Below are 24,901 nucleotides of genomic sequence, written 5' to 3' on the forward strand. Positions count from 1 at the left end.
CACGCTCCGCGGGGCTGGGCATGGTGAGGGGTGCCGTCCGGCCGCCGTGGCCGAGATGTGACATCGAAGAGGGGGAACCTTGTCGTCTTCGATCCCGCCCGCTTCGTCCATACAGGCCTCGTCCATACAGGCCTCGGCCCTGCAGGGCTCGTCCGTACCGTCCCCGTCCGTGCCGCCCCCGTCCGTGCCGTCCTCCCGAGGCAGGCCGCAGCCCGTGCTGGGCCCGCCCGGGGGCGCCGCCGTCTTCCTGGTCGTCACCGTCGACCCCGGCGGGGAGGCCGCCGCCCGCGAGACGCTCGCCGAACTCGCCGGATGGCAGCGGGCGTTCGCCTTCCCGCACCCGGACGCGGGCCTGACCTGCGTGGCCGGCGTCGGCGCCGAGGCCTGGGACCGGCTGTACGGCACACCGCGCCCGGCCGCCCTGCACCCGTTCCGCGAACTGGCCGGGCCCCGCCACCACGCCGTGTCCACCCCCGGCGACCTGCTCTTCCACATCCGGGCCACGCGGCCCGACGTGTGCTTCGCGCTCACCGCCGAGATCATGAAAGGCCTGCGCGGCGCGGCCACCGTCCAGGACGAGGTGCACGCCTTCGCCTACTACGACGCCCGCAACCTGCTCGGCTTCATCGACGGCACCGAGAACCCGGTCGGCCCCGACGCCGCCGAGACGGCGCTGGTCGGCGACGAGGACCCGGAGTTCCGCGGCGGCAGCTACGCCGTCGTGCAGAAGTACCTCCACGATGTGGCCGCCTGGGAGGAGCTGACCACCGAGGAGCAGGAGCGGGTCGTCGGCCGCGCCAAGTCGACCGGCCTCGAACTGGACGCGCCCGGCTCCCACAAGGAGGTCAACACCGTGCTCGGCCCCGACGGCGGCGAGCAGCGCATCCTGCGCGCCGCCATGCCGTTCGGCCGGCCCGGCCGGGGCGAGTTCGGCACCTACTTCATCGCCTACGCCCGCGATCCGCAGATCACCGAGACCATGCTGCGCCGCATGTTCCTCGGCACCCCCGCCGGCGGCCCCGATCCGCTGCTGGACTTCTCCCGCGCCGTCACCGGCACCCTGTTCTTCGTGCCCTCCGCCGACCTGCTCCAGGACCTCTCGGCCCACGGCAAGCCACGCTGAGTCAGTCGTCCCCGTCCTCCGCGCCGTCGCCCCCGGCGGGGGCCGGGGCGTCGGTCGCCGGGGGCGGGACCGGCGTGGCGGCGGCCGGGGTGCCGGTCACGGGCGGCTGGGCGGTGGCCGGGCTGGCCGCGGTCACCGGGGTCTGCGCACCGGGAGCGGGATCGCCGACGGCCGGCGCCTGGCCCTGCGTGCCCGTGGCGGGGGCCTGCTCCAGCTGTGTCTCCGGGGTGGACGCGGCCGGGTCGGCGGTGGCGGAGGGGTCCGTACGGACGCTCTCCGTGCCGCCCTCGTCGGGGGAGAACCACATCATCCCGGCGAACATCGCAGCGAGGAACAGCCCCACTCCGGCGGCGCCGGCCGCCACCTTCCGGCCGTTCGCCTTCGGCGCGTTCGCGCGCCGTCCGCCCCCGGACGGCGCGCGGCGCCGGGAGGCCGGTCCGGTGGACGGCAGCATGTACGTCGTCGCGGGACCGGTCTCGCCCAGGGGGCGCTGCCCCGCGGACTGGGGCTGGAGTCGGGGCTGGGGCTGGGCTTGGGGCAGGCCGGCTCCGGGCTGGGGGCGGGGCCCCTCGGCCGGGAGACCGCCCTGCGCGGCCGCGGGCAGCGGCTCCGGGCGGCCCTGCCAGGCGCCCGAGGCGAACCACTCGGCGACCTGCGCGGCGGCCGGCCGGTGCTCGGGCTGCTTGGCCAGCAGGCCGAGCAGATAGCTCTCGAAGGCGGGCGGCAACTGGGCGCCGAGCTGCCGGGGCGGCGTGGGGGTGGCGTCGAGGTGCTGGTGCAGGATCGCGATGGCGCTGTCGGCCTGGAACGGCGGGGCGCCGGTGAGCAGCTGGTACAGCACACAGCCCAGCGAGTACACGTCGCTGGCCGGGCCCGCGGGCTTGCCCAGCGCCCGTTCCGGGGCGATGTACAGGCTCGTGCCCACGATCTGCCCCGTCGCGGTGAGCGCGGCGGCCGGGTCGTCCATGAAGCGGGCGATGCCGAAGTCGCCGATCTTGAGGGTTCCGTCGGCGTCCAGCAGCAGGTTGGCGGGCTTGATGTCCCGGTGCACGATGCCCTGCTGGTGGGCGGCGGCGAGTCCGGCGGCCGCCTCCGCGGCGATCCTCGCCACCCGCTCGGCGGACTGCGGCCCGGAGCGGGCGAGCAGCCCGGACAGGCTGTCGCCCTCGACCAGCTCCATCACCAGGAACAGCCGATCCTCGTGCGTGCCGAAGTCCAGTACGCCGACCACATGGGGGTGGTGGAGCCGGCCGGCGGTCTGGGCCTCCAGCCGGAACCGGGAGGCGGCGGTGGTGTCGGAGTCCTGGGGCAGCAGCAGCTTGACGGCGACCGGCCGGCCGAGCGTGTCGTCGTACGCCCGCCAGACCTCTCCCATCGCGCCGCGCCCGATCGGGTCCTGCAGCCGGTAACGGCCCGCTATGAGCACCTCTGCTACGTCCTCGTCCTGAGTGGGTCCACCGCCGCGGGCCGTAACTCACCGCGCGGGTGCGGGTGATGGTGGGGGGAGCGCCGCGGCTGCCTCAGCGTACCGGCCGCGCGGGGGTGTTGATCACCGCGGGCGCCGTGCGGCACTCCTCGTCCCCGGTCCGCTTCACCTGACGTGCGGCCGGGCTCAGGCCTTGCGCGCCACCGCGCCGTACAGCGAGACCGGACCCGGCCCGATGTCCGACTCGCCCTCCGCCAGCTCCGGACGCCAGTCGGCCACCGACACCACGCCGGGGTCCAGCAGGTCGAGCCCGGTGAAGAACCGGCCCATCTCGTCCCGGGAACGGGCCACCAGGGTCACCCCGCCCGCGGTGTACGCGGCGATGCCGCGCCGGACGTTCTCCGGCTCGAAGTCGGCGGTCATCGCGGACAGCACCAGACAGCTGCCCGGCGCCAGCGCGCCGACGAGGGCGTCCACCAGGTCGTAGGCGCCGTCCTCGTCCGCGACGAAGTGCATCAGCGCGATGAGGGACAGGGCGACGGGCCGGTCGAAGTCGAGGGTCTGCGCCGCCTGTTCGACGATGCGCGCCGGTTCCCGCACATCCGCCTGCACATAGTCCGTGGCACCCTCCGGGGTGCCGCGCAGCAGGGCCTCGGCGTGGGCGAGGACGATCGGGTCGTTGTCGACGTACACCACCCGGGACTCCGGGGCCGTCGACTGGGCGATCTGATGGAGGTTCGGCTCGGTCGGGATGCCGGAGCCGATGTCGAGGAACTGGCGGATGCCCGCCTCGCGGACCAGCAGCCGGGTGGCGCGCTGCATGAACCAGCGGTTGGCGCGGGCGGCCCGCGGGGCGCCGCCGTCGATCGCCATGATCTGGCGGCCCAGTTCCTCGTCGACCGGGTAGTTGTCCTTGCCGCCGAGATACCAGTCGTACACCCGGGCCGGATGCGGCCGGGTCGTGTCGATCCGTCGTACGGCCGGCTCGGTCCCCGTCACACCCTGCTCCTCTGCTCGAACGCCCCCGCGAACGCCCGGGGGTCGCGAGCAGTCTGACACGATCATGCGGCACGGCGCAGAGTGTCTTCGGCCACCTCCTTCTCCAGGGCCGCCCGCACCAACGCGGCGGCCAGCACGGCCGGTTCGGCGTCGCCGGCCAGCTCGACCAGCCGGTCGGGGTCTTTTGGCAGCCCGAGCCGGGCGGCACCCGAGAGGGCCTTGTCGCCGAGGTACGGCGCCACTTCCGGCCAGACGCGCTGCACCTCCCGCAGGAAGATGTCGACGCCCGCCGGGCCCAGACCGGGCACCTCGCGCAGCAGCCGCCCCAGCTCGCCGAGGTCGCCGTCGGCCGCCTCGCGCAGCCGGCGCAGATCCCCGCCCCACCGCTCGGTCAGCAGCTCCGCGCCGTCGCCGAGCATGGTGGCGGTCCGTTCGTCGTAGCGCCGGTAGCCGCCCTCGCCCAGCGCGTCCACCCGGCGCTGCCAGGGCGCCCCGGCCATCCGGCGCGGGTCGCGCAGCCCCGCCTCGTGCAGGGCGCGCGCGGCGGCGACCGCGACGGAGGCGCGGATCCGGGCGCTGAGCAGCACACTGAGCACCAGCAGCCGGTACAGCGGCTGCGGGGTGTCGCGCAGCCGGATCCCCGCCTCCTCGGCGTAGGTCCGTCCGTGCGCGCGCACGAGGGCGCGCGCCACCTCGGTCCGGTCGCTCACGGCTTCAGCGGGTCATGGCCGATCGTCATCAGCTCGTGCCGACGACGGGTCTGCTCGCCCTCGGGCTCGTTCGCGATGTCCGTCTGCCCGGACACCATGTCCACGACCAGCGACATCACGCGGATGTCGTCGTCGGTCAGATCGGTGCGCCGCTTCTGCAGAATGGCCAGAACCCGCTGCCCGAGGGGCGGGCCGGCCTGGTCCGGCAGCGGCTCGGTGGCCTCGTCCGCGTCGCGGACCCGCAGCCAGGAGGCCAGTTCCTGGGAGGTCATGTTCACCACGCGGTGGAAGTCCTCCCACAGCGCGTCGAGTTCGCGGGAGTCCGTCATGGCGTACCCCTTCCGGGTGGTGCGTGCGGGGTGCGGGGGGTCACTCCTCGCGCGGGAAGTTCTCCGCGTCGAACATCCAGCGCTGCTTCTCCAGGTCGCCCGTGATGTCGATCAGCAGGTCCTGGGTGACCGGATCCGGACGCTCGGTCGCCTCGATCCGCTCCCGCAGCCGGCCGATCGCCGCCTCCAGCGTCTCCACCATCACCTGAACCACCTCGGAGTCGCGCACCCAGCCCTCCTTGGGGGCGGGCAGCGTGAACCCGGCCGCGATGGTCTCGGGGCGCCCGTCCGGCGGCACGCCGAGCGCGGCGGCCCGCTCGGCCACCGTGTCGGAGTGGGCGCGGGCGGTCGCGACCACCTCGTCGAGCTGGAGGTGGATCGAGCGGAACCGGGGTCCGACGATGTTCCAGTGCGCCTGCTTCCCGATCAGCGACAGGCCCAGCAGATCCACCAGGGTCTCCTGGAGCGCGTCACAGGCGACCCGGCGGGCGTCGTCGGGCAGGGTGCTCTTCACGACGGTCATAGCGCGCTTTCTCCTTCTCGTGTCGTCCTGGGTTTCCGGACGTCGGAGCGGTACGGCGCGCTCGGCCTCGCGCACCGGCACGGGCCGCACGCCGCGACCGCTCCCTGCGGGCGCGGGTGCCCCGGGGACGTCGGTGCAAAACGCGGGCGGGTGCGGCGCGCTCAAGCCCCGAGCACCCGGTCCAGGAACGCCGTCACCTCAGCGAACGCCTCCGCCTTGTTCGTCTCGTGGAACACCTCGTGCCGGGCGCCGGGGAAGATCCGCTCGGTCAGCGCCCCGCCGCTCAGCCGCTCCACGCCCGTCCTGCTGCCCGCGAGCGGTACCAGCCGGTCGTCGTCGCCGTGCAGCCACAGCAGCGGCAGCGGGCCCACGTCGCCGCCCTCGGCGACGTCCTGAAGGGCCCGGACGAACGCCCGGAGCGTCGGCCGCTTCATCGGGCCGTGCCACACCAGCGGGTCCGCCGCGTACGCCGCCTGCACCCGGGGGTCGCGGGAGAGCGCGGCGGGGCTGATCGGGATGTCGGGGATCTCCCCGTGCGCCGCGTCGTGGGCGAGCAGCCGGGCCGGTGTCTCCCAGGTGCCGATCACCGGCCCGGACAGCACCAGCGCGGCGAGGTCACCGCCGTACCGCTGGGCGTACCGGGCGGAGATCAGGCCGCCCATGGAGTGTCCGACCATCACCGTCGGCACGCCGGGATAGGCGGCCCGCGCCCGTTCCGCCACTTGGCGTACGTCGGCGACCACGTCCTCGAAGTCCTCGATCAGCACGCGCTCGCCCGCCGACCCGCCGTGTCCGGCGTGGTCGGGCGCGAAGACGGCGGCGCCGTGCTCCGCCAGCACGCCGGCCGTCTCCGTGTACCGGCCGCCGTGCTCGCCGTACCCGTGCACGAGGAGGGCGGTGTACCGGGGCCGCGGGTGGGCCCACTCACGGACGGTGATCGCGCCCCGCGTTCCGGTGAGGACGTGCTCGCGGGCGTCGTCCATGGCTCCTCCAGCCGCGTGGGGAAGGTTCGGGGGGATCTTTTCAGGGGGCCTCCCCGAGGTCTATAGTCGAAAACTAGCAGTGCTAATTAACGCCGAGTCCGTTCCCGGCGTGCGCTGCCCTTGTCTGCTGAGCGATGACGGTCAGGAGTCCCACGTGCGTCCCGTCCACTTCGCGGCCGCCCGCCGCACCCCCATCGGCAAACTGCGCGGAGCCCTGTCCTCCGTGCGGCCCGACGACCTCGCGGCGGCGGTGATCCGCGGCCTCGTCGCCGACGTGCCCGCGCTGGACCCCGCCCGCATCGACGACGTCTACTGGGGCGCCGCCAACCAGGCCGGCGAGGACAACCGCAACGTCGCCCGCATGGCCGCCCTGCTCGCCGGCCTGCCCGAGTCCGTGCCCGGCGCCACCGTCAACCGGCTGTGCGCCTCCGGCCTGGAGGCCGTCACCACCGCCGCCCGCACCATCGCCGCGGGCGAGGCGGACATCGTGCTCGCGGGCGGCTCCGAGTCGATGAGCCGCGCCCCCTTCGTGCTGCCCCGCCCCGACGAGGCCCTGCCCCACCGCATCGAGACCGCCGACACCCGGCTCGGCTGGCGGCTGGTCAACCCCGCGATGCGCGAACTGCACGGCCTGCTCTCCATGGGGGAGACCGCCGAGGAGGTCGCCGCCCGCCACGGCGTGTCCCGCGAACGCCAGGACGAGTTCGCCCTGCGCAGCCACCGGCGGGCCGCCCTCGCCCGCAAGGACGGCCGCTTCGACGACGAACTCCTGCCCGTGACCCGCCCCGACGGGGTCGTCGTCGACAGCGACGAGAGCGTCCGCGAGGACACCTCGTACGAGAAGCTGTCCCGCCTCAAGCCGGTCTTCCGCGAGGGCGGCACCGTCACCGCCGGGAACTCCTCGCCGATGAACGACGGCGCCGCCGGCCTCCTCCTGGTCAGCGAGGAGGCGCTGAACGACCTCGGGCTCGAATCCCTGGGCCGCTACGTCGGCGGCGCCTCGGCCGGGGTCCACCCCGACGTCATGGGCATCGGGCCCGTCCCCGCCACCCGCAAGGTCCTCGCCCGGGCCGGCTGGAGCATCGGCGACATCCAGGAGGCCGAGTTCAACGAGGCCTTCGCCGCCCAGGCACTCGCCTGCGTCGACCAGCTCGGCATCGACCCGGAACTGGTCAACCCCACCGGCGGCGCGATCGCCCTCGGCCACCCGCTCGGCTGCTCCGGCGCCCGCATCCTGACCACCCTGCTGCACCGCATGCGCCGCACCGGCTCCGCGCGCGGGCTGGCGACCATGTGTGTCGGGGTGGGGCAGGGCAGCGCGGTGCTCGTCGAGAGGCACTAAGGGGGTGCCTCGTCGATCAGGCCGGATCAGGGAGCGGCGTCTGGTGCCGTGCATCGCAAGGCGGAGGAGGGAGCCGATGCGATGGGGGTCCCCCCTGCTCGAGCGGAGCCGAGAGCTTGGGGGAATCGGGGACCGACGACAACGCGGCGAGGCGCGGTGCCAGGCGCCGCGAGCCCGGCATGATCGGCGAGGCGCCCCCTAGCCGCCAACAGCCCGTCCGGCGTGTGAGGACGAGGCCCGTCCAGGGCCGAAGCGGGAGTCCGGGGGCGGCAGCCCCGGGAGCACCCGCCGCCTCGACGCGGAGCCGCAGCAAGGAAACGGAGCAATCCCATGGCAACCCTGTCCGTGGCGAGCATCCTCGCCGAGAACGCGCGACGCCGGCCCGGCAAGACCGCCCTCGTCGAAGGCGACCTGCGCCTCACCTTCGCCGAGGTGTGGCAGCGGGCCCTCGCCCGGGCCGGCGCCCTCACCGGGCTCGGCGTACGCCCCGGGGACCGCGTCGCCCTGATGGCGCCCAACGTGGCCGAGTTCCCGACGGCGTACTACGCGATCGCGGCGGTCGGCGGTGTGGTCGTCCCCGTCCACCTGCTGCTGTCGGCGACCGAGGCCGAGCACGTGCTGAAGGACAGCGGCGCGACCCTGCTGCTGTGCCACCCGGCGCAGGCCGGGACCGGCGCCGCCGCGGCACGCGCCGCCGGGGTGCCGGTCGTCACGCTGGGCGCCGAGTTCGACAAGCTGGCGGCGGACGCCGAGCCGCTGCCGTCGTACGTCACCCGCGACGCCGACGACCCCGCCGTGATCTTCTACACCAGCGGCACCACCGGCGTCCCCAAGGGCGCCGTGCTCAGCCACTTCAACCTGGTGATGAACGCGACCGTCAACGCCTTCGACGCCAACGACATCCGCCCCGACGACATCGCGCTCGGCGCGCTGCCGCTGTTCCACGCCTTCGGCCAGACGGTCTCCCTCAACTCCGTGTGGCGGGCCGGGGCCACCCTCGTGCTGCTGCCCCGCTTCGACGCGGCGAGCGCCATCGAGCTGATGGTGCGGGAGAAGGTCGACACCTTCCACGGGGTGCCCACGATGTACGTCTCCCTCGTCGCCGCGGCCGCCGAGGCGACGGCCCTGCCCGAGCTGCGGGTGTGCGTCTCCGGTGGCGCCTCGCTGCCGGTGGCGGTGCTGGAACGGTTCGAGAAGGCGTTCGGGGCGCCGGTCTACGAGGGGTACGGACTGTCGGAGACCTCGCCGACGGCGACCGTGAACCAGCCCGTCTTCGGCACCAGGGCGGGCACCATCGGGCACCCCCTGTGGGGCGTGGACGTCGAGATCGCCCGTGCCGAGGCCGAGGACCGGATCGAACTGCTGCCGGCCGGCGAACTCGGCGAGGTGGTCATCCGCGGCCACAACGTCTTCTCCGGGTACCTCGGCCGTCCCGAGGCCACCGCCGAGGCACTCGTCGACGGCTGGTTCCGCACCGGCGACCTGGGCACCAAGGACCCGGACGGCTTCCTGCGGATCGTCGACCGCAAGAAGGACGTCATCATCCGCGGCGGCTACAACGTCTACCCGCGCGAGGTCGAGGAGGTCCTGACGCGCCACCCCGGCGTCGCCCAGGTCGCCGTCATCGGCCTGCCGGACGAACTGCACGGCGAGGAGGTGTGCGCCGTGGTCGTCCCGGCCCCGGGCACCGCCCCCGACGCCGCAGGGATCACCGACTGGTCCAAGGAACACCTGGGGCGCCACAAGTACCCGAGGCGCGTGGAGTTCACGGACACGCTGCCGCTGGGGCCCAGCATGAAGGTGCTCAAGCGGGAGCTGCGGGCGCGGTACGCGGAGCGGTCCGACCCTGCCTGACCCGGCCGGTTGCGTGCGCATAGCATCGGTGTCCGCATGGACACGATGACTCTCTGGCACATCACCGGCTGGGAGTTCGCCGCGCTCGCCCTCGCGGCGATGCTCGTCGGCTTCTCCAAGACCGCCGTGAGCGGTGCCAACACGATCAGCCTCGCCGTCTTCGCGGCGGTACTGCCCGCCCGCGCCTCCACGGGGGTGCTGCTGCCCCTGCTCATCGCCGGGGACGTACTCGCCGTCCTCACCTACCGCAGGCACGCGCACTGGCCGACGCTGTGGCGGCTGTTCCCTGCGGTCGCCGTCGGAGTGGTCATCGGCACGGTGTTCCTGATGTGGGCCGACGACGGGATCGTCCGTACCTCCATCGGTGTGATCCTGCTGCTGATGGCCGCGCTGACGGTGTGGCGACGCCGGACGGCCGAGCGGGCGGAGGAACCCGACGGCGTCACCACCCGCGCGGGCCGGGTCAAGGCCCGCTCCTACGGCGTGCTCGGCGGCTTCACCACCATGGTCGCCAACGCGGGCGGCCCGGTGATGGCGATGTACCTGCTGTCGGCGGGCTTCCGCAAGCTGGGCTTCCTCGGCACGTCGGCGTTCTTCTTCCTGATCGTCAACGTGTCCAAGGTGCCCTTCAGCGTCGGCCTCGGCCTGATCGACGGCCCCTCGCTGCTGCTGGACGCGGCACTCGTGCTCTTCGTCGTACCGGGGGCGTTTCTCGGCAGGTGGGCCGTGAACCGGATCAACCAGCGACTGTTCGAGCAACTGGTGATCGCCGCGACCGTGCTGGGGGCGCTGCAACTCCTGCTGCGCTAGCTCGGCTCGGAGCCGCCGTCGTGACCATGAGCGCCTAGACGCTGACCGGGCACTCTGCGGTGCACGCGGGCCTCCCAGGGTGCCAGCGTCAGCGTCGCCTCCAGCGGTGCGGTGTCCGGTGCGTTGTCCTGGACGTTGCCGATGACCAGGCCGGCGTGCTCCCAGCCGGCGGGGACGCGGACGTCGGCGGGTTCGCCGGTGAAGTTGCCGAGGACGAGGAGTTCCGTGTCCTCGTACCGGCGTGTGAAGGCGTACACGCGCTCGTCGTCCGGGAGCAGTGGTGTGAAGTCGCCGTGGGCGACGACGGGCTCGGTGTGCCGCAGGGCGATCAGGCGTCGGTAGTAGTGGTACACGGACGCGGTGTCGGCGGTGGCCCGCTCGGCGTTGACGTGGCGGTGGTCGGGGTGGACGGGGATCCAGGGCTCGCCGGTGGTGAAGCCGGCGTGGGGGGAGCCGTCCCACTGCATGGGGGTGCGGGCGTTGTCGCGGCTCATGGCGCGCAGCCCTGCGAGGACGCGCTCGGGGTCCTCGCCGCCCGCCACGGCGTGGGCGTAGTGGTTGAGCGATTCGATGTCACGGAAGTCGTCGATCGAGGTGAACGGGGCGTTGGTCATCCCGAGTTCTTCGCCCTGGTAGATGTACGGGGTGCCGCGGTGCAGGTGCAGGACGGTGGCCAGCATGGTGGCCGACCGCACCCGGTACCGCGGGCTGTCGTCGCCGAAGCGGGAGACGACACGGGGCTGGTCGTGGTTGTTCCAGTAGAGGCTGTTCCAGCCGGTGTCGTTCAGTCCGGCCTGCCAGCGGGCGAGCGACGCCTTGAGGTCGCGCAGGCGCAGCGGCCGGACGTCGAACTTCCCGTCTCCGTGGTCGAGTCCGACGTGTTCGAACTGGAAGACCATGTCGACCTCCGCGCGGGCGGGGTCGGTGAAGAGCTTCGCCTCCTCGACGGTGACCCCTGGCATCTCGCCGACGGTCAGCAGGCGGTCCGCGCGGCCCGCGAAGACCTCGCGGTGCATCTCCTGGAGGAACTCGTGGATCCGGGGGCCGCAGTTGAAGGACGGCGATCCGTCCCCGTACAGGCGGCCCTCGGGCACATGGCCGTCCGGGAGGGCGGGGTCCTTGGAGATGAAGTTGACGACGTCCATGCGGAAGCCGTCGACGCCGCGGTCGAGCCACCAGCGCATCATGGCGTACACCGCCTGCCGGACCTCGGGGTTCTCCCAGTTCAGGTCGGGCTGCTTGCGGGAGAAGAGGTGGAGGTAGTACTCGCCGCTGTCCGGGTCGTACTCCCACGCCGGTCCGGAGAAGGCGGAGCCCCAGTTGTTCGGTTCGGCACCGGGCGTGCCGGGCTCCATGCCGGGGCGGGCCGGCCGCCACCAGTACCAGTCGCGCTTGGGGCTGCCGGGCCCGCCGCGGGACTCGGCGAACCAGGGGTGCTCGTCGGAGGTGTGGTTGACCACGAGGTCCATGACCAGTTTCATGCCCCGGTCGTGGACGGCGGCCAGGAGCTCGTCGAAGTCCTCGAGGGTGCCGAAGACCGGGTCGATGTCCTGGTAGTCGCTGATGTCGTACCCGTTGTCGTCCTGCGGTGACGGATGGACGGGGGAGAGCCACAGGACGTCGACGCCGAGCTCGGCGAGGTAGTCCAGGCGGCCGGTGATGCCGGGCAGGTCGCCGATGCCGTCGCCGTCGCTGTCGGCGAAGCTGCGGGGGTAGATCTGGTAGACGACGGCCGACGTCCACCAGGGGTGCGTCGCGGTCACTTGACGGAACCTCGCATCACTCCGGAGATCACCCAGCGCTGGGCGAAGACGTACACAAGGAGAACAGGTGCCAGCGCCATCAGGTAGGAGGCGAAGGCCACGGTGTAGTTGGTGTTGAACTGGCCCTGGAAGACGTACTGCACCAGGGGCAGGGTCTGCGCGCCGGGGTCGGACAGGACGACCAGCGGCAGCAGGAAGTCGTTCCACGCCCACAGGCAGGTCAGGATGCCGACGGTGGCGTTCATCGGCATGAGCAGGGGGAAGATGATCCGCCAGAAGATCGTCCAGGTGCCGGCGCCGTCGGTGCGGGCCGCCTCCTCGATCTCCGTGGGCACCGACCGCAGGAAGCCGACGTACAGGAAGATGTTGAACGCCAGCCCGTAGACGACGTACAGCAGGATCAGTCCGGCCTGGTTGTCGAGGCCCAGCAGGGCGGTCTGCTTGACGACCGGGAGCATGATGATCGGGAACGGCACGAACAGGGCCGAGACGAAGTAGTAGTACAGCCCCTTGAAGAACCGGCGCCGCATGTTGCGGGCGATGGCGTAGGCGACCAGGGAGTTGGTCAGCAGGGTCAGCACCACCGCGCCGACCGTGACCAGGGCGCTGTTCATCAGCGCCGAGGGGAAGTCCGTCAGCTTCCAGGCGTCGGAGAAGTTGCTCCAGCGGATCTCCGTGGGCAGGCCGAACCCGGAGCCGCCCAGCTGGTCGGGGGTCTTCAGGGCGGTGACGACGGTGAAGTAGAGCGGCACGAGGACCGTCAGGGACAGCACGGCCATCAGGGCCGTCAGCCACCAGTTGACGCGCGGTCCGCTCGGCCGCGGCCGGGACGAGTTCCGGGGGACGGTGGTGGACATCAGACGCTCCCCTCGCGGCGCTGGAGGACGCGCAGCTGGAAGATCGAGATCGCGATGATGCAGAGGAAGAAGACCACGGCGTTGGCCGTCTGGTAGGCGTACTCGCCGCCGTTGAGACCGCCGTTGTAGATGAGATGGGCGACGGACGTCGTCGACGTTCCGGGACCGCCCTTGGTCAGGGCGGCGATGTGGTCGAAGACCTGGAGGAAGTTGCGCAGCGACAGGACCATGTTGATGGTCACGAACGGTCCGATGAGCGGGAGGGTGACGGACCGGAACCGCTGCCAGGCGCCGGCCCCGTCCAGCGTGGCGGCCTCGTACAGCTCCTCGGGGACGGTCTGCAGTCCGGCCAGGAAGATGATCACGTTGAACGCCACGGCCTGCCACACGGCGAGGGCCACCACGCCCACCCAGGCCAGGTCGGGGTCGGCGAGGATGCTGGTGCTCAGTGCGTCGATCCCCAGCTTCCCGGCGATGTAGGGCAGGGAGTTGGAGAAGAGGTAGTTGAAGACGTAGCCGACGATGAGGATCGCCAGCACGTTCGGGACGAAGAACACTCCGCGCAGCGTGTTGCGGAAGCGGATCCTGCCGTTGAGGCCCAGGGCGACGGCCAGCGCGACGAGGTTGGTCAGCACGGTCGCGACGGCGGCGAACCGGAACGTGAAGACGTAGCTGTCCCAGACGCGGCTGTCCTGGAAGAGGCTGACGTAGTTGTCCAGTCCCACGAAGTCGTAGCGGCCGTAACCCGCGTAGTCGGTGAGGCTGTAGTACATGCCCTGGAGCACCGGGAAGGTGTGGAAGACCAGGAACAGGGCGAGCGCGGGGAGCACCATCAGGTAGTAGGCCCGGCCCGTGGACCGGCGGGGTCCGGAGCGCGCCGGCCCGCCGGGCCCCGCCGGCGCGGTGCGGGGTGGAGCGGTGACCGCTGCCATTGTCTTTCCTCCTTCTCCGGCTGTCAGGACCGGCGTTCGATGACCTTCGTGTACTCGTTGTCGAGGGTCCGCAGGAACGCGTCCTGTCTGCCGTCGATGAGGAACTGCTGGACTATCGCCTCGAGGTTGACGGCCCGCGGGATCCGGTGATCGGCGAAGCCGGTGATCCGGCCGTCGGCGAGGTACGGCCGCAGCGGTCCGAGGGCGGGATCGGAGGGTGCCGTGCCCTTCAGCGGGGGAATGGCGCTCTGCTCCTCGGCGTACGCGCTCACCACCTCGGGCCGCATCAGGTAGTCGATGAACGCCAGCGACTCCTCGCGGTGCCGGGGATCGCGGCCCATGGTGAGCGCCACGTCCACACCGGACACCAGGCGGGTCGCCGCGGGATCGTCCCCGGCCGGGAGGGGGAACAGCCCGATGTCGAACGCCGGCTTGAACGACTTCACCGGCGGCAGGGCGTAGCTGCCCTGGATGTACATGGCCGCCTCGCCCCTGGCGAAGGCCTGGTTCGCGGCGTTGTAGTCCCGGGAGAACGTGTCCTTCTGGGTGTGGCGGTAGATCTCCGTCAGCTTCCGCGCGACCTCGGGGTACGCCTCGCCGAAGCTGGTGCGGCCCTGGACGCGGGAGTCCCAGAAGTCGTCGGACGGGTCGGCGCCGGCCGCGAGCTGGTTGAACGGCGGCAGCGACGTCCAGGCGTCCTTGAGGGCGCCGTAGAAGGGGGTGACTCCGGCCTTCTCGAAGGTCTTCGCCGCGTCGATGAACTCGTCCCAGGTGCCGGGCACCTCGACCCCGTGCTCGGCGAACAGGTCCTTGTTGTAGAGCACGCCGCTGGCGTTGGAGGCGAACGGCAGCCCGTTGAGCTCGCCCTCGCCGGCGGTGCCGAGGTCGCTCAGCACCCGCTTCACGCCGGGTATGACATCGTCCGCCACCTCCTCGCGGGAGAAGTCGTGGAACACCCCGGCCGAGGCCAGCTCGCCGAAGGTGCTCGCCCCGTTGAGGGCGATGACGTCGGGAACGTCGTCCTTCACCAGCCGGGCCCGGATGGCGGTGTCCGGGTCGGGGACGTGGTGCTGCCGCACCCGGATGCCGGGGTGCTCCGCCTCGAAGCCGGCGATGAGCTTGTCGAACGTCTCGACGGCCTCGGGCTTGAACTGGAAGAAGTCCAAGGTCACCGGTTCGTCCCGGCCCTGGGCAGGGGAGCCGCAGGCGCCGAGCAGCATGACGGTCAGACAGACGGACAGCGCGGCTCTGCCTCTTGCACGGATCATGGTTCTCTCCTGGTGGCGTCGTGGCGTCAGACGCGGACGGCCTGGAAGAGGGCGAGGCGCTCCGGGTACAGGGCGGGCGCCTGGACGCCGGCGGCCGTCAGGACCCGTCCGGGCAGCTCCACGCCGTCGCCGTGCCACCAGGGCAGCCGATGGCCGGTGGGTCCCTCGGGGCGGTCTCCGGGCGCGAGCGGGGACAGGTGGTAGACCGCGTCGGGGTCGAGGCCGGGCAGCCGGACCCGTCCGGGCGGGGACTGCACGCTGGTGGCCGTCTGCACCAAGGCGTACACGGCACGGGACCGGTCGGGTGCGACGACGCCGTGCAGCCAGAGTGCCGGGTCGTGGTGGTCGGCGTGGACGACCGTGCCCGAATGCAGCAGGGGCCGCAGCCGCTTGTACGCCGCGATCCACTCGGCGAGGCGGGCGCGCTCCTCGGGGGAGGCGAGGGTGAGGTCCCATTCGATGCCGAAGTGGCCGAACAGGGCCGTCCCCGCGCGGAAGTCGAGGGTGTGGGCGCGGCCGGTGGTGTGGGCGACGGGGGAGGAGACGTGTGAGCCGAGGAGTTCGGGCGGCAGGAGGAGTCCGGTCCAGCGCTGGATCTGCTGGCGTTCCAGGGCGTCGATGCAGTCGCTGGTCCACACCCGGTCGGTGCGCTCCAGGATGCCCAGGTCGACGCGCCCGCCGCCGGACGAGCAGGACTCGATCTCCAGGTGGGGGTGGCGTGCCCGCAGTTCGTCGACGAGCCGGTACACGGCGGCGGTCTGGACGTGGACACCCGCCGTCCCGCGCGGGCTGTGCCCGGCCTCGACCAGGTCGCGGTTGTGGTCCCACTTGAGGTAGCCGATGCGGTACTCGGTGACGAGCGCGTCCAGGCGCTCCAGGACGTACGCGTACGCCTCCGGGTGGCCGAGATCGAGGACCTGCTGGTTGCGGGCGGCCGGCGGGACGCGTCCGCCCGTGGCCATGATCCACTCGGGGTGGGCGCGGGCGAGGTCGGAGTCGGGGTTGACCATCTCCGGCTCGAACCAGAGACCGAACTGCATGCCCAGCGCGTGCACGTGGTCCACCAGCGGGTGCAGCCCCTCGGGCCAGACGTCCTTGTCGACGTACCAGTCGCCGAGCCCGGCGGTGTCGTCCCGGCGGCCCCGGAACCATCCGTCGTCCAGGACGAAGCGTTCCGCGCCCACCTCGGCGGCGGCGTCGGCGAGGGCCTTCAGCTTCTCCGCGTCGTGCCGGAAGTAGACGGCTTCCCAGGTGTTCAGGGTGACCGGCCGCGGCGACCGGGGGTGTCGCTCGCGGTCGCGCAGATAGCCGTGGAAGCGTCCGGCCAGCTCGTCGAGCCCGTACCCGTACGACCCGTAGACCCATGGGGAGGTGTACGTCTCGCCCTCGGCGAGCCGGACCTCGCCGGACAGCAGGACCTCGCCCCCGCCGAGCAGGCGCACACCGGCCGGGGTGGCCTCGGCCAGCGAGCGATGGTTGCCGCTCCAGGCGACGTGCAGCCCCCACACCTCACCGGTGCGGAAGCCGAAACCGCTCTCGCCCGCGACGTGCACGAGCGTGGCGTCGATCCCGGTGCGGCCGCGCCGGTTCTCCCGCAGATGGGTGCCGAGCGTGAACGAGTGCCGCTGCGGCGCGCGTTCACGCAGATGCCGGCCGGTGAGGTCGAGCAGTTCGGTGGCGTGGCCGGGCACGGGCAGGGTCAGCAGCAGGCCGTCGACGGTGTAGGGGCGGGCGCCCTCGTTGGTGAGGGTGGCGCGCTGCCGTACGAGGCCCGACGCGGTGACCTCGATCTCGAGGGCCAGCGCGAGTTCCGCGTGGCGGTCGACGGAGTCCACGGCCACGCGGTACGCCACCGGTCCCTCGCCGGGGCCGGTCCGCACGGTCCGTACGGACCGGGTGGTGAAGGCGGTGGAGAAGTCCTCCCCGTCCCGGTGCCCCGTCAGCCCCGGGGTGCCGAGCCAGCCGGCGGACTGCTGGGGGAGCACGCTGACGGGCAGCGGATCGTCGAGTGAGCACGACATGACCTGCGCCACCTCGCCGCGGACCAGGCCGGCCAGCGCGTCGCCGGTGAGGTCGCCGAGATCCGCGCCCCAGTGGACGACCCGGGGGAGGAGGCCGTCGGCGCAGTCCAGGACGAGGCTCATGCCGGCGGCGCGGAAGTGGAGGAGGTCGTCGTGAAGACGCTCGGGCATAGGGGAGTCCTTGGAGGAGAGAGAGGGAACGCCCGGACCCCGCCGAGGGGCGGGGAGGCGAGCCGCTCGACTTGGAAGGAACTTTCATTGCGGAAGCGTATTGCCGTCAACCCCTCGGAAACGCTCTCTTTTTTCGGGCGAAACACCGCGAGGTTGGGCCTGTTGTTTTCATTCTGGAAGTAACGAGGGTGTGTGTGGGAGGCTGTGTGTGGGATGCTGAAGCCGACCTGCCGACCGTCCCGACCCGCGGAGGGCCACCCAGTGGATGCCACGTCAGCGTCGTCGACCCCGGTGACCGGTCCCAGCCGCGCTGTCGCCCTGGAAGTCCTGCTGCGCGGTCCGGTCTCCCGCAGTGAGATCGCTCGCCGCCTGGACATGTCGGCCGGCAGCCTCACCCGGCTCACCAAGCCGCTCGTCGACGACGGCCTGCTCGTCGAGGTGGACTCCGGTCCCGACCAGGAGTCCGGGACGGTACGCCGGACCAGGCCCCTGGACATCAATCCGGCCGCCCACCACTTCATAGGCGCGAAGGTCACCGGCGACGACGTCTACGCCGTCCTCACCACGATGCGCGCCGACGTCGTCGACGCGGCGCACAAGCCGCTCCCCGGCCGGGACCCGGCGTCCGTCGTGGCGGCGGTGAGCGAGCTGACCGGAGAACTGACCGCCCGGGGCACCCGGATCAGCGGGGTCGGAGTCGGCCTCGGCGGACGCGTCACCCACCACACCACCGTCACGGAGGCACCGTTCCTCGGCTGGACCCAGGACGTACCCCTCGGCGGACTGCTCGCCGACGCCCTCGGCGTTCCCGTCACCGTCGACAACGACCTGCTGGCGCTGACCCGGGCCGAGCACTGGTTCGGCACCGCCCGGGGCCACGACCGCTTCGCGGTCATCACCGTCGGCGCCGGTGTCGGCTATGGCCTGGTCATGCACGACACCGTCGTCGACAGCCCGGACGCCGGAGTGGGACTGCTGGGGCACTGCCCCCTCGACCCGCTGGGCCCCCTCTGCCCCAGCGGGCACCGGGGCTGCGCCACGGCCATGCTGTCCAAGCCGTCCATCCGCGCCGCCGTGTCCGTCGGACTGTGCCGCCCGGTCACCTACGACGAGTGCCTGGACCTCGCCGCGGCCGGCGACCCGGTCGCCGCCCAGGTGATCACCGCGTCCGGCCGCGCCCTCGGCCGGCTCCTCGCCGCCGTGGCCAACTTCACGCTGGTGCGGAAGATCGTGCTCACGGGGGAGGGGGTGCGTCTGGCCGAGGTCGCCCGCGCCGCCGTGGACGAGGGCGTACGCGCCGACCGCGCTCCGAGCACCGCCCCGCTGGACGTGCGGATCCAGCACAGCGACTTCACCTACTGGGCCCGCGGCGCGGCGGCCACCGCCATCCAGGCCCACGTCCTGGGCGACGGGCTGACGACGGGCTAACCGCCCGGGGCCCGTAGCCCCAGCAGCGCGGGAAGGTCCGCGAACGAGTCGACCACGTGGTCGGGTTCGCCGCTCGCCGACCGATGGGTCTCGGGCAGGTACTTCCCCGTCCGCACCAGCACCCCCGTGAGGCCGGCGCGCTGTGCGGCGAGTACGTCGGACTCGATGTCGTCGCCCACCATCACCGCCTCGCCCGCCGGGGCCCCGAGCCGCCGGAGCGCCGCCTCGAAGAACGCTGCCGAGGGCTTCCCGGTCACCTCGGCCTCGGTGCGGGCGGCCTGCTCCAGCCCGGCCAGGAACGCGCCCGAGTCCAGCCGCAGCCCGTCCTCGGTACGCCAGTACAGGTTGCGGTGCATCGCCACCAGCCGCGCCCCGCGCTGCAGATACCCGAAGGCCCGGTCCAGGGCCGCGTAGCCGAACTCGGGCCCGGCGCCGCCGACGAGCACGACGTCGACGGCGTCGTCCCCGGCTTCCGCGCCGCCGCCTCCGCCACCCTCGCCGACCAGGCGCACACCCGCCAGATCCGCCTCGATCTCCCCGCTGTTCAGCAGGAAGCAGCGCGCGTGCGGATACCGCTCGGCGAGATGCGCGGCGGTGACGGCCGGTGCGGTGAGGACGTCGTCGGCGGTCACCGGGAACCCCGCGTCCGCGAGCGTCCCGGCGATCGACGCGCGCGTACGGGACGTCGTGTTCGTCACCAGCGCGAAGGGCAGTCCCGCGGCCCTGATCTCCCGCAGCGCGTCGACCGCGCCCGGCAGCGGCTGCCAGGAAACGGTCAGAACGCCGTCGATGTCGATGAGCACGGCACGCACCGGGTCCATGACAGGACGATAACCGCGCCGCCGCCGACGCGGGCAGCCGTCAGCCCTCCCACTGGGCGAGCCGGTGCAGCGCGGCGGCCGTGCGGGTGAACCCCTGCTCACCCAGCAGGGCGCGCAGCTCCCCGTTGAAACGGTCGATCTCGGGCCGGGCGGCGTCCAGCGCGGCCACGCCGTCCTCGGTCAGCTCCAGCACGACGGCACGATGCTCACGCGGATGCGCGCGCTTCACGAGCAGCCCCGCCTTGCCGAGCCGGGCGACCAGCCCGGTCACCGCGGACTCGCGCAGCCCGAGCACCCGGGCGAGCCGCTGCTGGGTGAGGCCCGGCTCGTCGTGCACGGCGAACAGCGCGCCGAGCTGGGCCGTGGTGACCCCGGCGGCGGCCACACAGCGGCGGTCCGCGGCGGTGCGCAACCGGTGCGCCGCCTGTTGCAGCAGGAAGAACAGACGCGGATCGGAGGACGGTTCGGCGGGCTGGGTCATGGGTGGGATCTTGACAGACGAGGAGTGCGCGCGGGAGCCTCACTTCACTAATGAAGTGAAACCGTGAGGTGGGAAGTGAACGGCAACGGCAACGACGGCCTGGAACTCGCGACCGCCCGGCAGGTGCTCGCCGCCCAGCCCTTCAGCAAGCTCCTCGGCGCCCGCCTGACGGCCTTCGGCGACGGCGCGGCCACCCTCGAACTCGACATCCGCGAGGACCTGCGGCAGCAGTACGGCTTCCTGCACGGCGGCGTCCTCGGCTACGCCGCCGACAACGCCCTCACCTTCGCCGCCGGCGCCGCGGTCAGCTCCGGGCTGATCACCTCCGGCTACACGATCGACTATCTGCGCCCGGCGGTCGGCACGCTGCTGCGCGCCGAGGCCCGCGTCGTCCGCGCCGGCCGCACCCGTGTCGTGTGCCGCTGCGACCTGACCACCGTGGACGAGACGGGGGCCGAGACCCTGTGCGCGGTCGCCCAGGGCACGATCGCGGTCACGACGGGCTCCGCCTAGTCGGTGCCGGGCCCGGGCTCGTACCCGGTGACGACGTAGTCCGCCTCGTCGTCCAGGGCGTTCTCGTCCCAGTCCAGCGAGATGCGCACGGGATGACCGTCGGCCGCGTACTTCGCCTCCGCCGTGTCCGCGTCGTCGCGCCGCGCCCGCGCCAGTTCCTCCAGCAGCTCGCCGAGCGTGGGCACTTCACCGGGCAGCTGCTCCACCACCCGTCGCCCGCTCTCGTCGAGCCCCTTCGCTTCGGTCACCTCGCCGTCCCGTACGGTCACCCGGAAGGTGCCCAGCAGGGACCGCTCCCCTTCGCTCGACGTCAACGTGTAGGAGTACGCGGCGGGTTCCTTCCAGCCGGTGCCCTGCTCCTCGGCGGCGGTCGCCCGAGGCGTGGGGGTGTCGTCCCCGCAGGCGGCGGTCGTCGCCAGCAGGCCCCCGGTCAGCAGAAGCGCGGCGGTCACGGAGCGGGCGGTGCGGCGGACGGCGGTCATGGCGGATCCCTTCGACGGACACGAGCGGCCGACGCGCCCACGGCGGCGACCGCGACGGCGGTACCACTGCGACGCCGCTGGGCCGTCAACCGTTCGATACGCCCGGCCCGATGCCGTCCAGGTGCCGGTACGCGGGGTTGGGTATCTCCTCGATCTCCCGCAGCGGCGCCTCCTCGGCCCGGCTCTCCTCGCAGCTCTCGCAGGTCAGCAGCGAGTGGCCGGGACCCCACTCGGGGGCCGCGAGCCGCATGGCGCCTCCGCAGTGGGCACAGGGAGTGTAGGGACCGGGTGCCGGGTCGTACCGGGGGATGCGCAGCAGGCGGGGCTCGGTGAAGACGGCGGGCAGCTCCTGTGCGAGCAGGGCGTCCGTCGGCAGGCGGAGGCCGAAGTGCTCCGCCACGATCCGGAACAGCCGCGGCTCCTTGCCGACTTCGTCGTCCTCGTGCTCGTCCTCGTCGCCGCTCGTCGGCCAGTCGGGTTCCCCGTTCTCCGGAATCGCCACGCGCGCCGCGACCAGCCGCGCGTCGAGCTGTTCCGTGTGACCGGACCGGTAGGTGTAGGTGACGCCCTCGTGGTACTGCCACACCGTGGTGCCGTCGACCGCGTAGGTGAGCTGGGGCGGGTCCATCGTCGTGTCCAGGATCGTCACCGAGCGGGTGCCCTCGGGCATGCGTGGCGCCTGCTCCCCGAGGCGGTCGCCGCGAGTCCAGGCCGACGGCGGCTCCAGGGCGAACGCCCAGCCGCCGCACTCGCCGAACGTGGCGACATCCGGCGGGGTGTCCTGCCAGGGCACCTTCTCGTGCAGCAGCCCGTGCATCTCCGCCGTGGTGCGCGGGGCGGCGGCCTCCTCGGGCGCGGCGCCCAGCAGGACGACCAGGTCCCGCGCCGACATGCCCTGCGCGAACGTCAGGTAGTACCCCTCCACCGCGCCGTGCTTCTGGATCCACTCCAACCCGTCACCCATGGCCGGGCCCCCCTCGTCCACCGCTGCCGTCGCGTTCACCGAGCCGTTGGATCAAGTGAAGCACTCCCCACTGACAACGCCTGTGCCGCGCAGGGTCGCCGCAGGGCCCGGCCGCTCCTACCAGGCGGACCCGTCCGGTTCCGGGTCGACGGACAAGGGCGCGGCGGTCGTGGCGGTGTCGAGGCCGCAGGTGCCGGACGCCCTCGCCTGGTCCCGGCCCGTCATCCGTACCGCGGCCCGGCCGTCGCGGTCCCTGCTGTAGGCGGCCGTGCAGATCAGCTGGCGCAGCGCGGTCGTGTCCAGTTCGGCCAGGTCGAGGGGAACGACCATCAGGACGTCGCCGTTCTCGGGGAACTTGACGTGGACCGCGCCGGAGGTGACCCGGGGGAGCGAGGTGGCGAGCCCGGCGGCCTCGTCGGTCCGCGCCGGCCCGCTGAGCAGCGCGGAGATCACCTTCTCCGTCGGGGCGGGCTGAGGCTGGCCGGTGCCCTCCTGGTAGTCGGCCCCGAACAAGCCCGCGGGATCGAACGTCCGGATCACCGGGCTCACCTGGCCGTCGGGGGAGCGGAAGAAGAGCAGCGCGTCGTACCCGGGATTGACGAAGGCCTGCACGGTGGCGGGGCCGCCCGCCTCGACGACGTCGGTCTCCCGGATGCCGCAGCCGCCGAGCAGCAGGACCGCCGCCGGCACCGCGGCGGCGACCGCCCGGCGGCGCCCGCGCTCCCGCCTCATCCGCCGTCCTCCTCCGTGCGCAGCGGTATCTCGACGGTGAAGACGGCGCCGCCGTCCGGCAGGTTCCCCGCGCGGATCGTCCCGCCGTGCAGCCGGACGTTCTCCAGGGTGATCGCCAGCCCCAGGCCGCTGCCCGCCGAGCGGGTACGCGCCGCGTCGGCCTTGTAGAAGCGGTCGAAGATGTGCGGCAGCACCTCGGGCCGGATCCCGGGGCCGCTGTCGACGACCTCGGTGACCAGTACCGGCACACCGCTGGAGCGCGCCTCACCGCGCAGCCGTACGGTCACGGGCGCGCCGCCGTGCCGCAGCGCGTTGCCGACGAGGTTGGCGACGACGAGGTCGAAGCGGCGCGGGTCGAGCCGGGCGCGGATGCCGTCGGGCAGTTCGGTGCGGACCCGGCCGTCGCCCGTCCAGTGCCGGTTCTCCAGGGTCTTGCGGATGGCCTCGGCGGCGTCGACCTCGTCGGTGTGCAGTTCGGCCGCGCGCGCGTCGAAGCGGGAGATCTCCATCAGGTCCTCGACGAGCACGGCGAGCTTTCCGGTCTCGGCGCTGATCAGCCGGACCGCCCGGGCGGTGTCGGGGTCCAGCCGGCCCGCGTCCTCGTCGAGGACCTCGGTGACGGCCAGCATTCCGGCGAGCGGGGTGCGCAGTTCGTGCGAGACGTCGGAGGCGAAGCGGCGGGCGCGCGCCTCGGCCAGGCGCAGTTCCCGCACCGAGTGCTGGAGTTTGGCCGCGGACTCGTTGAACGTGTGGGCGAGCTCGGCCAGTTCGTCGCCGCCCCGCACCTGGATGCGGGTGTCGAGCCTGCCGCTGCCCATGCTCTGGGCGGCCTGGCGCAGGTCCCGCACCGGGCGCAGCACGCTGCGCGCGGCGAGCAGGCCGGGCAGCAGGGCGATGGCGAGGCCTGGCAGGGCGCCGTCGCGGGCGGCGGTGAGCAGCGCGTCCGTGTTGACCTGCTCGTCGGTCATCCGCATGACGGCGTAGAGGATCAGCCGGGTCGGCAGGACGCCCTCCGGACCGGTGCGGAAGACCGTGGGCATGGCGATGGTCAGGTAGGGGACGCCGTCCTTGACGACCCGTTCGAAGCTGCCGTGCGGATCGGCCCGGGCGGCGCGCCGCAGCTCCGGCGTGATGACGGTGGAGACGGGGCTCGTGCCCGAGGACGCGCGGATCGAACCGTACTCGGCGAAGACCACCCACGGGTGCGGCTTGCCCTTGCGGGCGATGTCGCGCAGGACCTCCTCCAGTCCCTCGGCCTGCACGGGCAGCACGAAGCCGGTCTGCTGGACCTGGTCGCGGAACGACGACACCGCGGTGTCCTGCGCGGTCTGCAGCAGGGCGTTGCGCGCCTCGCGGTAGGTCAGCGCGGCGGTGGTGCCGGCGCTGACGGCGGCGACCAGCAGGAACGCCAGCACCAGCCGCGTGCGCAGCCCGAAGGCCCGCGCCCGCCGCGCCGACCGCCGGCGGTTCGCGGCCCGGCGCCGCCGCCGGTCGGCGGGCGGCCGAACTCCCTCGTGTTCCGGCGCGTGTTCGTCGCGCACCGGATCGTCGCCGGCCTCGCCGGCCTCGTCGGCGGGGCCGGTCAGGTCGCCGTACGCCCCGGCCGCAGGCGTCGTGTCGAGGACGGGCCCGCCCAGGTCCCCGTCCCCGCCGCGGCGCACCCGGCCGAAGCCGATGCCCTTGGTCACAGCGGCCCGAAGCGGTAGCCGAAGCCGCGCAGGGTCTGGACGTAGCGGGGGGTGCCGGACTCGTCCTCGATCTTGTTGCGGAGACGGCGGACGCAGGCGTCGACCAGGCGCGCGTCGGCGTGGTAGCTGTGCTCCCAGACGTGCTCCAGCAGCTGCTGGCGGCTGAACACCTGCTCGGGCGCGGCGGTCAGATGGAGCAGCAGCTTCAGCTCCGAGGGGGCGAGGGCGAGGCGCCTGCCGCCCTTGGTGACGGTCAGTCCGACCCGGTCGATGGTGAGGTCACCGTGCACCTCCGTGGCCGGCCGTCCCGGTCCGGTGTCCTCGATGCGGCGCAGCACCGCGCGGATACGGGCCTCGATCACCTCGGGGCGCGCGGGCTTGACGATGTAGTCGTCGGCGCCGGCCTCCAGGCCCACGATCACGTCGAAGTCGTCGCCGCGCGCGGTGAGCATGATGATCGGCAGCTGGCTCTCCTCGCGGACGCGCCGGCAGACCTGGACGCCGTTCAGCCCCGGCAGCATCAGGTCCAGCAGCAGCAGATCCGGGCGGAACTCGCCCAGCGCGGCGAGTCCGGCCTCGCCGGTCGCGGCCGACCGTACGTCATGGCCGCGGCGGCGCAGACCGAGTTCGACTCCTTCGCGCACGGCGGGGTCGTCCTCGATGAGGAGTACGCGGGGCATC

Annotated in this window: 24 protein-coding genes; 6 read left to right on the forward strand and 18 right to left on the reverse strand. The window is 72.8% G+C overall.

All coding sequences use genetic code 11. The features are described 5' to 3' along the window. Positions 1–169 precede the first annotated feature (169 nt). Positions 170–1,123: a Dyp-type peroxidase gene (locus tag AMK31_RS32495; RefSeq protein ID WP_073944310.1), complete on the forward strand. Its 954-nt coding sequence runs from the start codon at positions 170–172 to the stop codon at positions 1,121–1,123. Position 1,124: 1 nt separating this feature from the next. Here AMK31_RS32495 and AMK31_RS32500 read toward each other — a convergent pair whose 3' ends face one another. The 6 genes from AMK31_RS32500 to AMK31_RS32525 form a co-directional block, all read right to left on the reverse strand. Then, entirely contained in the window at positions 1,125–2,549 is a 1,425-nt protein-coding gene (locus AMK31_RS32500; RefSeq protein WP_073944311.1) for a serine/threonine-protein kinase, read from the reverse strand. 186 nt (positions 2,550–2,735) lie between these two features. After that, positions 2,736–3,548 (reverse strand): SAM-dependent methyltransferase, encoded by an 813-nt coding sequence (locus tag AMK31_RS32505; protein WP_073944312.1) that lies wholly within the window; start codon positions 3,546–3,548, stop codon positions 2,736–2,738. 62 nt (positions 3,549–3,610) lie between these two features. Then, on the reverse strand, positions 3,611–4,258 hold the full coding sequence (locus AMK31_RS32510) for an endonuclease (protein ID WP_073944313.1): 648 nt from the start codon (positions 4,256–4,258) through the stop codon (positions 3,611–3,613). After that, positions 4,255–4,587, reverse strand: a complete 333-nt coding sequence (locus AMK31_RS32515; RefSeq protein ID WP_073944314.1) for a DUF3140 domain-containing protein — start codon at positions 4,585–4,587, stop codon at positions 4,255–4,257. Before AMK31_RS32515 ends, AMK31_RS32510 begins: the two co-directional genes overlap by 4 nt. Positions 4,588–4,627: 40 nt before the next feature. Further along, on the reverse strand, positions 4,628–5,110 hold the full coding sequence (locus AMK31_RS32520; protein ID WP_073944315.1) for a Dps family protein: 483 nt from the start codon (positions 5,108–5,110) through the stop codon (positions 4,628–4,630). A 161-nt stretch (positions 5,111–5,271) separates the two neighbouring features. Beyond that, positions 5,272–6,093: an alpha/beta hydrolase gene (locus AMK31_RS32525; RefSeq protein ID WP_073944316.1), complete on the reverse strand. Its 822-nt coding sequence runs from the start codon at positions 6,091–6,093 to the stop codon at positions 5,272–5,274. A gap of 154 nt (positions 6,094–6,247) precedes the next feature. On the opposite strand from AMK31_RS32525, the gene AMK31_RS32530 reads away from it, so the two are divergent. The 3 genes from AMK31_RS32530 (at position 6,248) to AMK31_RS32540 (ending at position 10,099) form a co-directional block, all read left to right on the forward strand. Next, positions 6,248–7,435, forward strand: a complete 1,188-nt coding sequence (locus AMK31_RS32530) for a thiolase family protein (protein WP_073944317.1) — start codon at positions 6,248–6,250, stop codon at positions 7,433–7,435. 330 nt (positions 7,436–7,765) lie between these two features. Continuing rightward, entirely contained in the window at positions 7,766–9,289 is a 1,524-nt protein-coding gene (locus tag AMK31_RS32535) for a long-chain-fatty-acid--CoA ligase (protein ID WP_073944318.1), read from the forward strand. Positions 9,290–9,325: 36 nt separating this feature from the next. After that, positions 9,326–10,099, forward strand: coding sequence for a sulfite exporter TauE/SafE family protein (locus AMK31_RS32540; RefSeq protein ID WP_073944319.1), 774 nt, complete (start codon positions 9,326–9,328; stop codon positions 10,097–10,099). Here AMK31_RS32540 and AMK31_RS32545 read toward each other — a convergent pair. Genes AMK31_RS32545 through AMK31_RS32565 form a run of 5 tightly spaced genes read right to left on the reverse strand, consistent with a single transcriptional unit; the run spans position 10,096 to position 17,111 of the window. Next, complete coding sequence (locus AMK31_RS32545; protein WP_073944320.1) at positions 10,096–11,862, reverse strand: glycoside hydrolase family 13 protein; 1,767 nt, start codon at positions 11,860–11,862, stop codon at positions 10,096–10,098. The genes AMK31_RS32540 and AMK31_RS32545 overlap by 4 nt on opposite strands. Then, positions 11,859–12,719: a carbohydrate ABC transporter permease gene (locus tag AMK31_RS32550; protein WP_073944321.1), complete on the reverse strand. Its 861-nt coding sequence runs from the start codon at positions 12,717–12,719 to the stop codon at positions 11,859–11,861. Before AMK31_RS32550 ends, AMK31_RS32545 begins: the two co-directional genes overlap by 4 nt. Beyond that, positions 12,719–13,651 (reverse strand): carbohydrate ABC transporter permease, encoded by a 933-nt coding sequence (locus AMK31_RS32555; protein ID WP_079187027.1) that lies wholly within the window; start codon positions 13,649–13,651, stop codon positions 12,719–12,721. The genes AMK31_RS32550 and AMK31_RS32555 overlap by 1 nt, the downstream gene beginning before the upstream one ends. A 23-nt stretch (positions 13,652–13,674) precedes the next feature. Then, complete coding sequence (locus tag AMK31_RS32560) at positions 13,675–14,919, reverse strand: ABC transporter substrate-binding protein (protein ID WP_073944322.1); 1,245 nt, start codon at positions 14,917–14,919, stop codon at positions 13,675–13,677. 26 nt (positions 14,920–14,945) lie between these two features. Continuing rightward, positions 14,946–17,111: an alpha-galactosidase gene (locus AMK31_RS32565; protein ID WP_073944323.1), complete on the reverse strand. Its 2,166-nt coding sequence runs from the start codon at positions 17,109–17,111 to the stop codon at positions 14,946–14,948. 261 nt (positions 17,112–17,372) lie between these two features. Between AMK31_RS32565 and AMK31_RS32570 the strand changes: the two genes are divergently transcribed. Further along, entirely contained in the window at positions 17,373–18,539 is a 1,167-nt protein-coding gene (locus tag AMK31_RS32570; RefSeq protein WP_073944324.1) for an ROK family transcriptional regulator, read from the forward strand. Here AMK31_RS32570 and AMK31_RS32575 read toward each other — a convergent pair. After that, positions 18,536–19,360, reverse strand: coding sequence for an HAD-IIA family hydrolase (locus tag AMK31_RS32575; RefSeq protein ID WP_073944325.1), 825 nt, complete (start codon positions 19,358–19,360; stop codon positions 18,536–18,538). The genes AMK31_RS32570 and AMK31_RS32575 overlap by 4 nt on opposite strands. 40 nt (positions 19,361–19,400) lie before the next feature. Continuing rightward, positions 19,401–19,841: a MarR family winged helix-turn-helix transcriptional regulator gene (locus AMK31_RS32580; RefSeq protein ID WP_073944326.1), complete on the reverse strand. Its 441-nt coding sequence runs from the start codon at positions 19,839–19,841 to the stop codon at positions 19,401–19,403. A gap of 63 nt (positions 19,842–19,904) precedes the next feature. Here AMK31_RS32580 and AMK31_RS32585 point away from each other — a divergent pair, with 63 nt between their 5' ends. Continuing rightward, a complete protein-coding gene (locus AMK31_RS32585) occupies positions 19,905–20,354 on the forward strand; it encodes a PaaI family thioesterase (protein WP_241842796.1) in 450 nt (149 codons plus the stop codon). Here AMK31_RS32585 and AMK31_RS32590 read toward each other — a convergent pair. The 5 genes from AMK31_RS32590 to AMK31_RS32610 form a co-directional block, all read right to left on the reverse strand. Next, a complete protein-coding gene (locus tag AMK31_RS32590; RefSeq protein ID WP_073944328.1) occupies positions 20,351–20,836 on the reverse strand; it encodes a DUF6174 domain-containing protein in 486 nt (161 codons plus the stop codon). The two genes, AMK31_RS32585 and AMK31_RS32590, sit on opposite strands and share 4 nt — an antisense overlap. An 85-nt stretch (positions 20,837–20,921) precedes the next feature. After that, positions 20,922–21,800, reverse strand: coding sequence for a hypothetical protein (locus AMK31_RS32595; protein WP_073944329.1), 879 nt, complete (start codon positions 21,798–21,800; stop codon positions 20,922–20,924). Between the two features lie 117 nt (positions 21,801–21,917). Beyond that, the gene (locus AMK31_RS32600) at positions 21,918–22,532 is read right to left on the reverse strand and encodes a hypothetical protein (protein WP_073944330.1); all 615 of its coding nucleotides are present in this window, start codon (positions 22,530–22,532) and stop codon (positions 21,918–21,920) included. Continuing rightward, on the reverse strand, positions 22,529–23,947 hold the full coding sequence (locus AMK31_RS32605) for an ATP-binding protein (protein ID WP_385311459.1): 1,419 nt from the start codon (positions 23,945–23,947) through the stop codon (positions 22,529–22,531). Before AMK31_RS32605 ends, AMK31_RS32600 begins: the two co-directional genes overlap by 4 nt. 269 nt (positions 23,948–24,216) lie before the next feature. Next, positions 24,217–24,900 (reverse strand): response regulator transcription factor, encoded by a 684-nt coding sequence (locus tag AMK31_RS32610; protein ID WP_073944331.1) that lies wholly within the window; start codon positions 24,898–24,900, stop codon positions 24,217–24,219. Position 24,901: the final 1 nt, after the last annotated feature.

The organism is Streptomyces sp. TSRI0107, assembly GCF_001905845.1.
GTDB lineage: Bacteria > Actinomycetota > Actinomycetes > Streptomycetales > Streptomycetaceae > Streptomyces.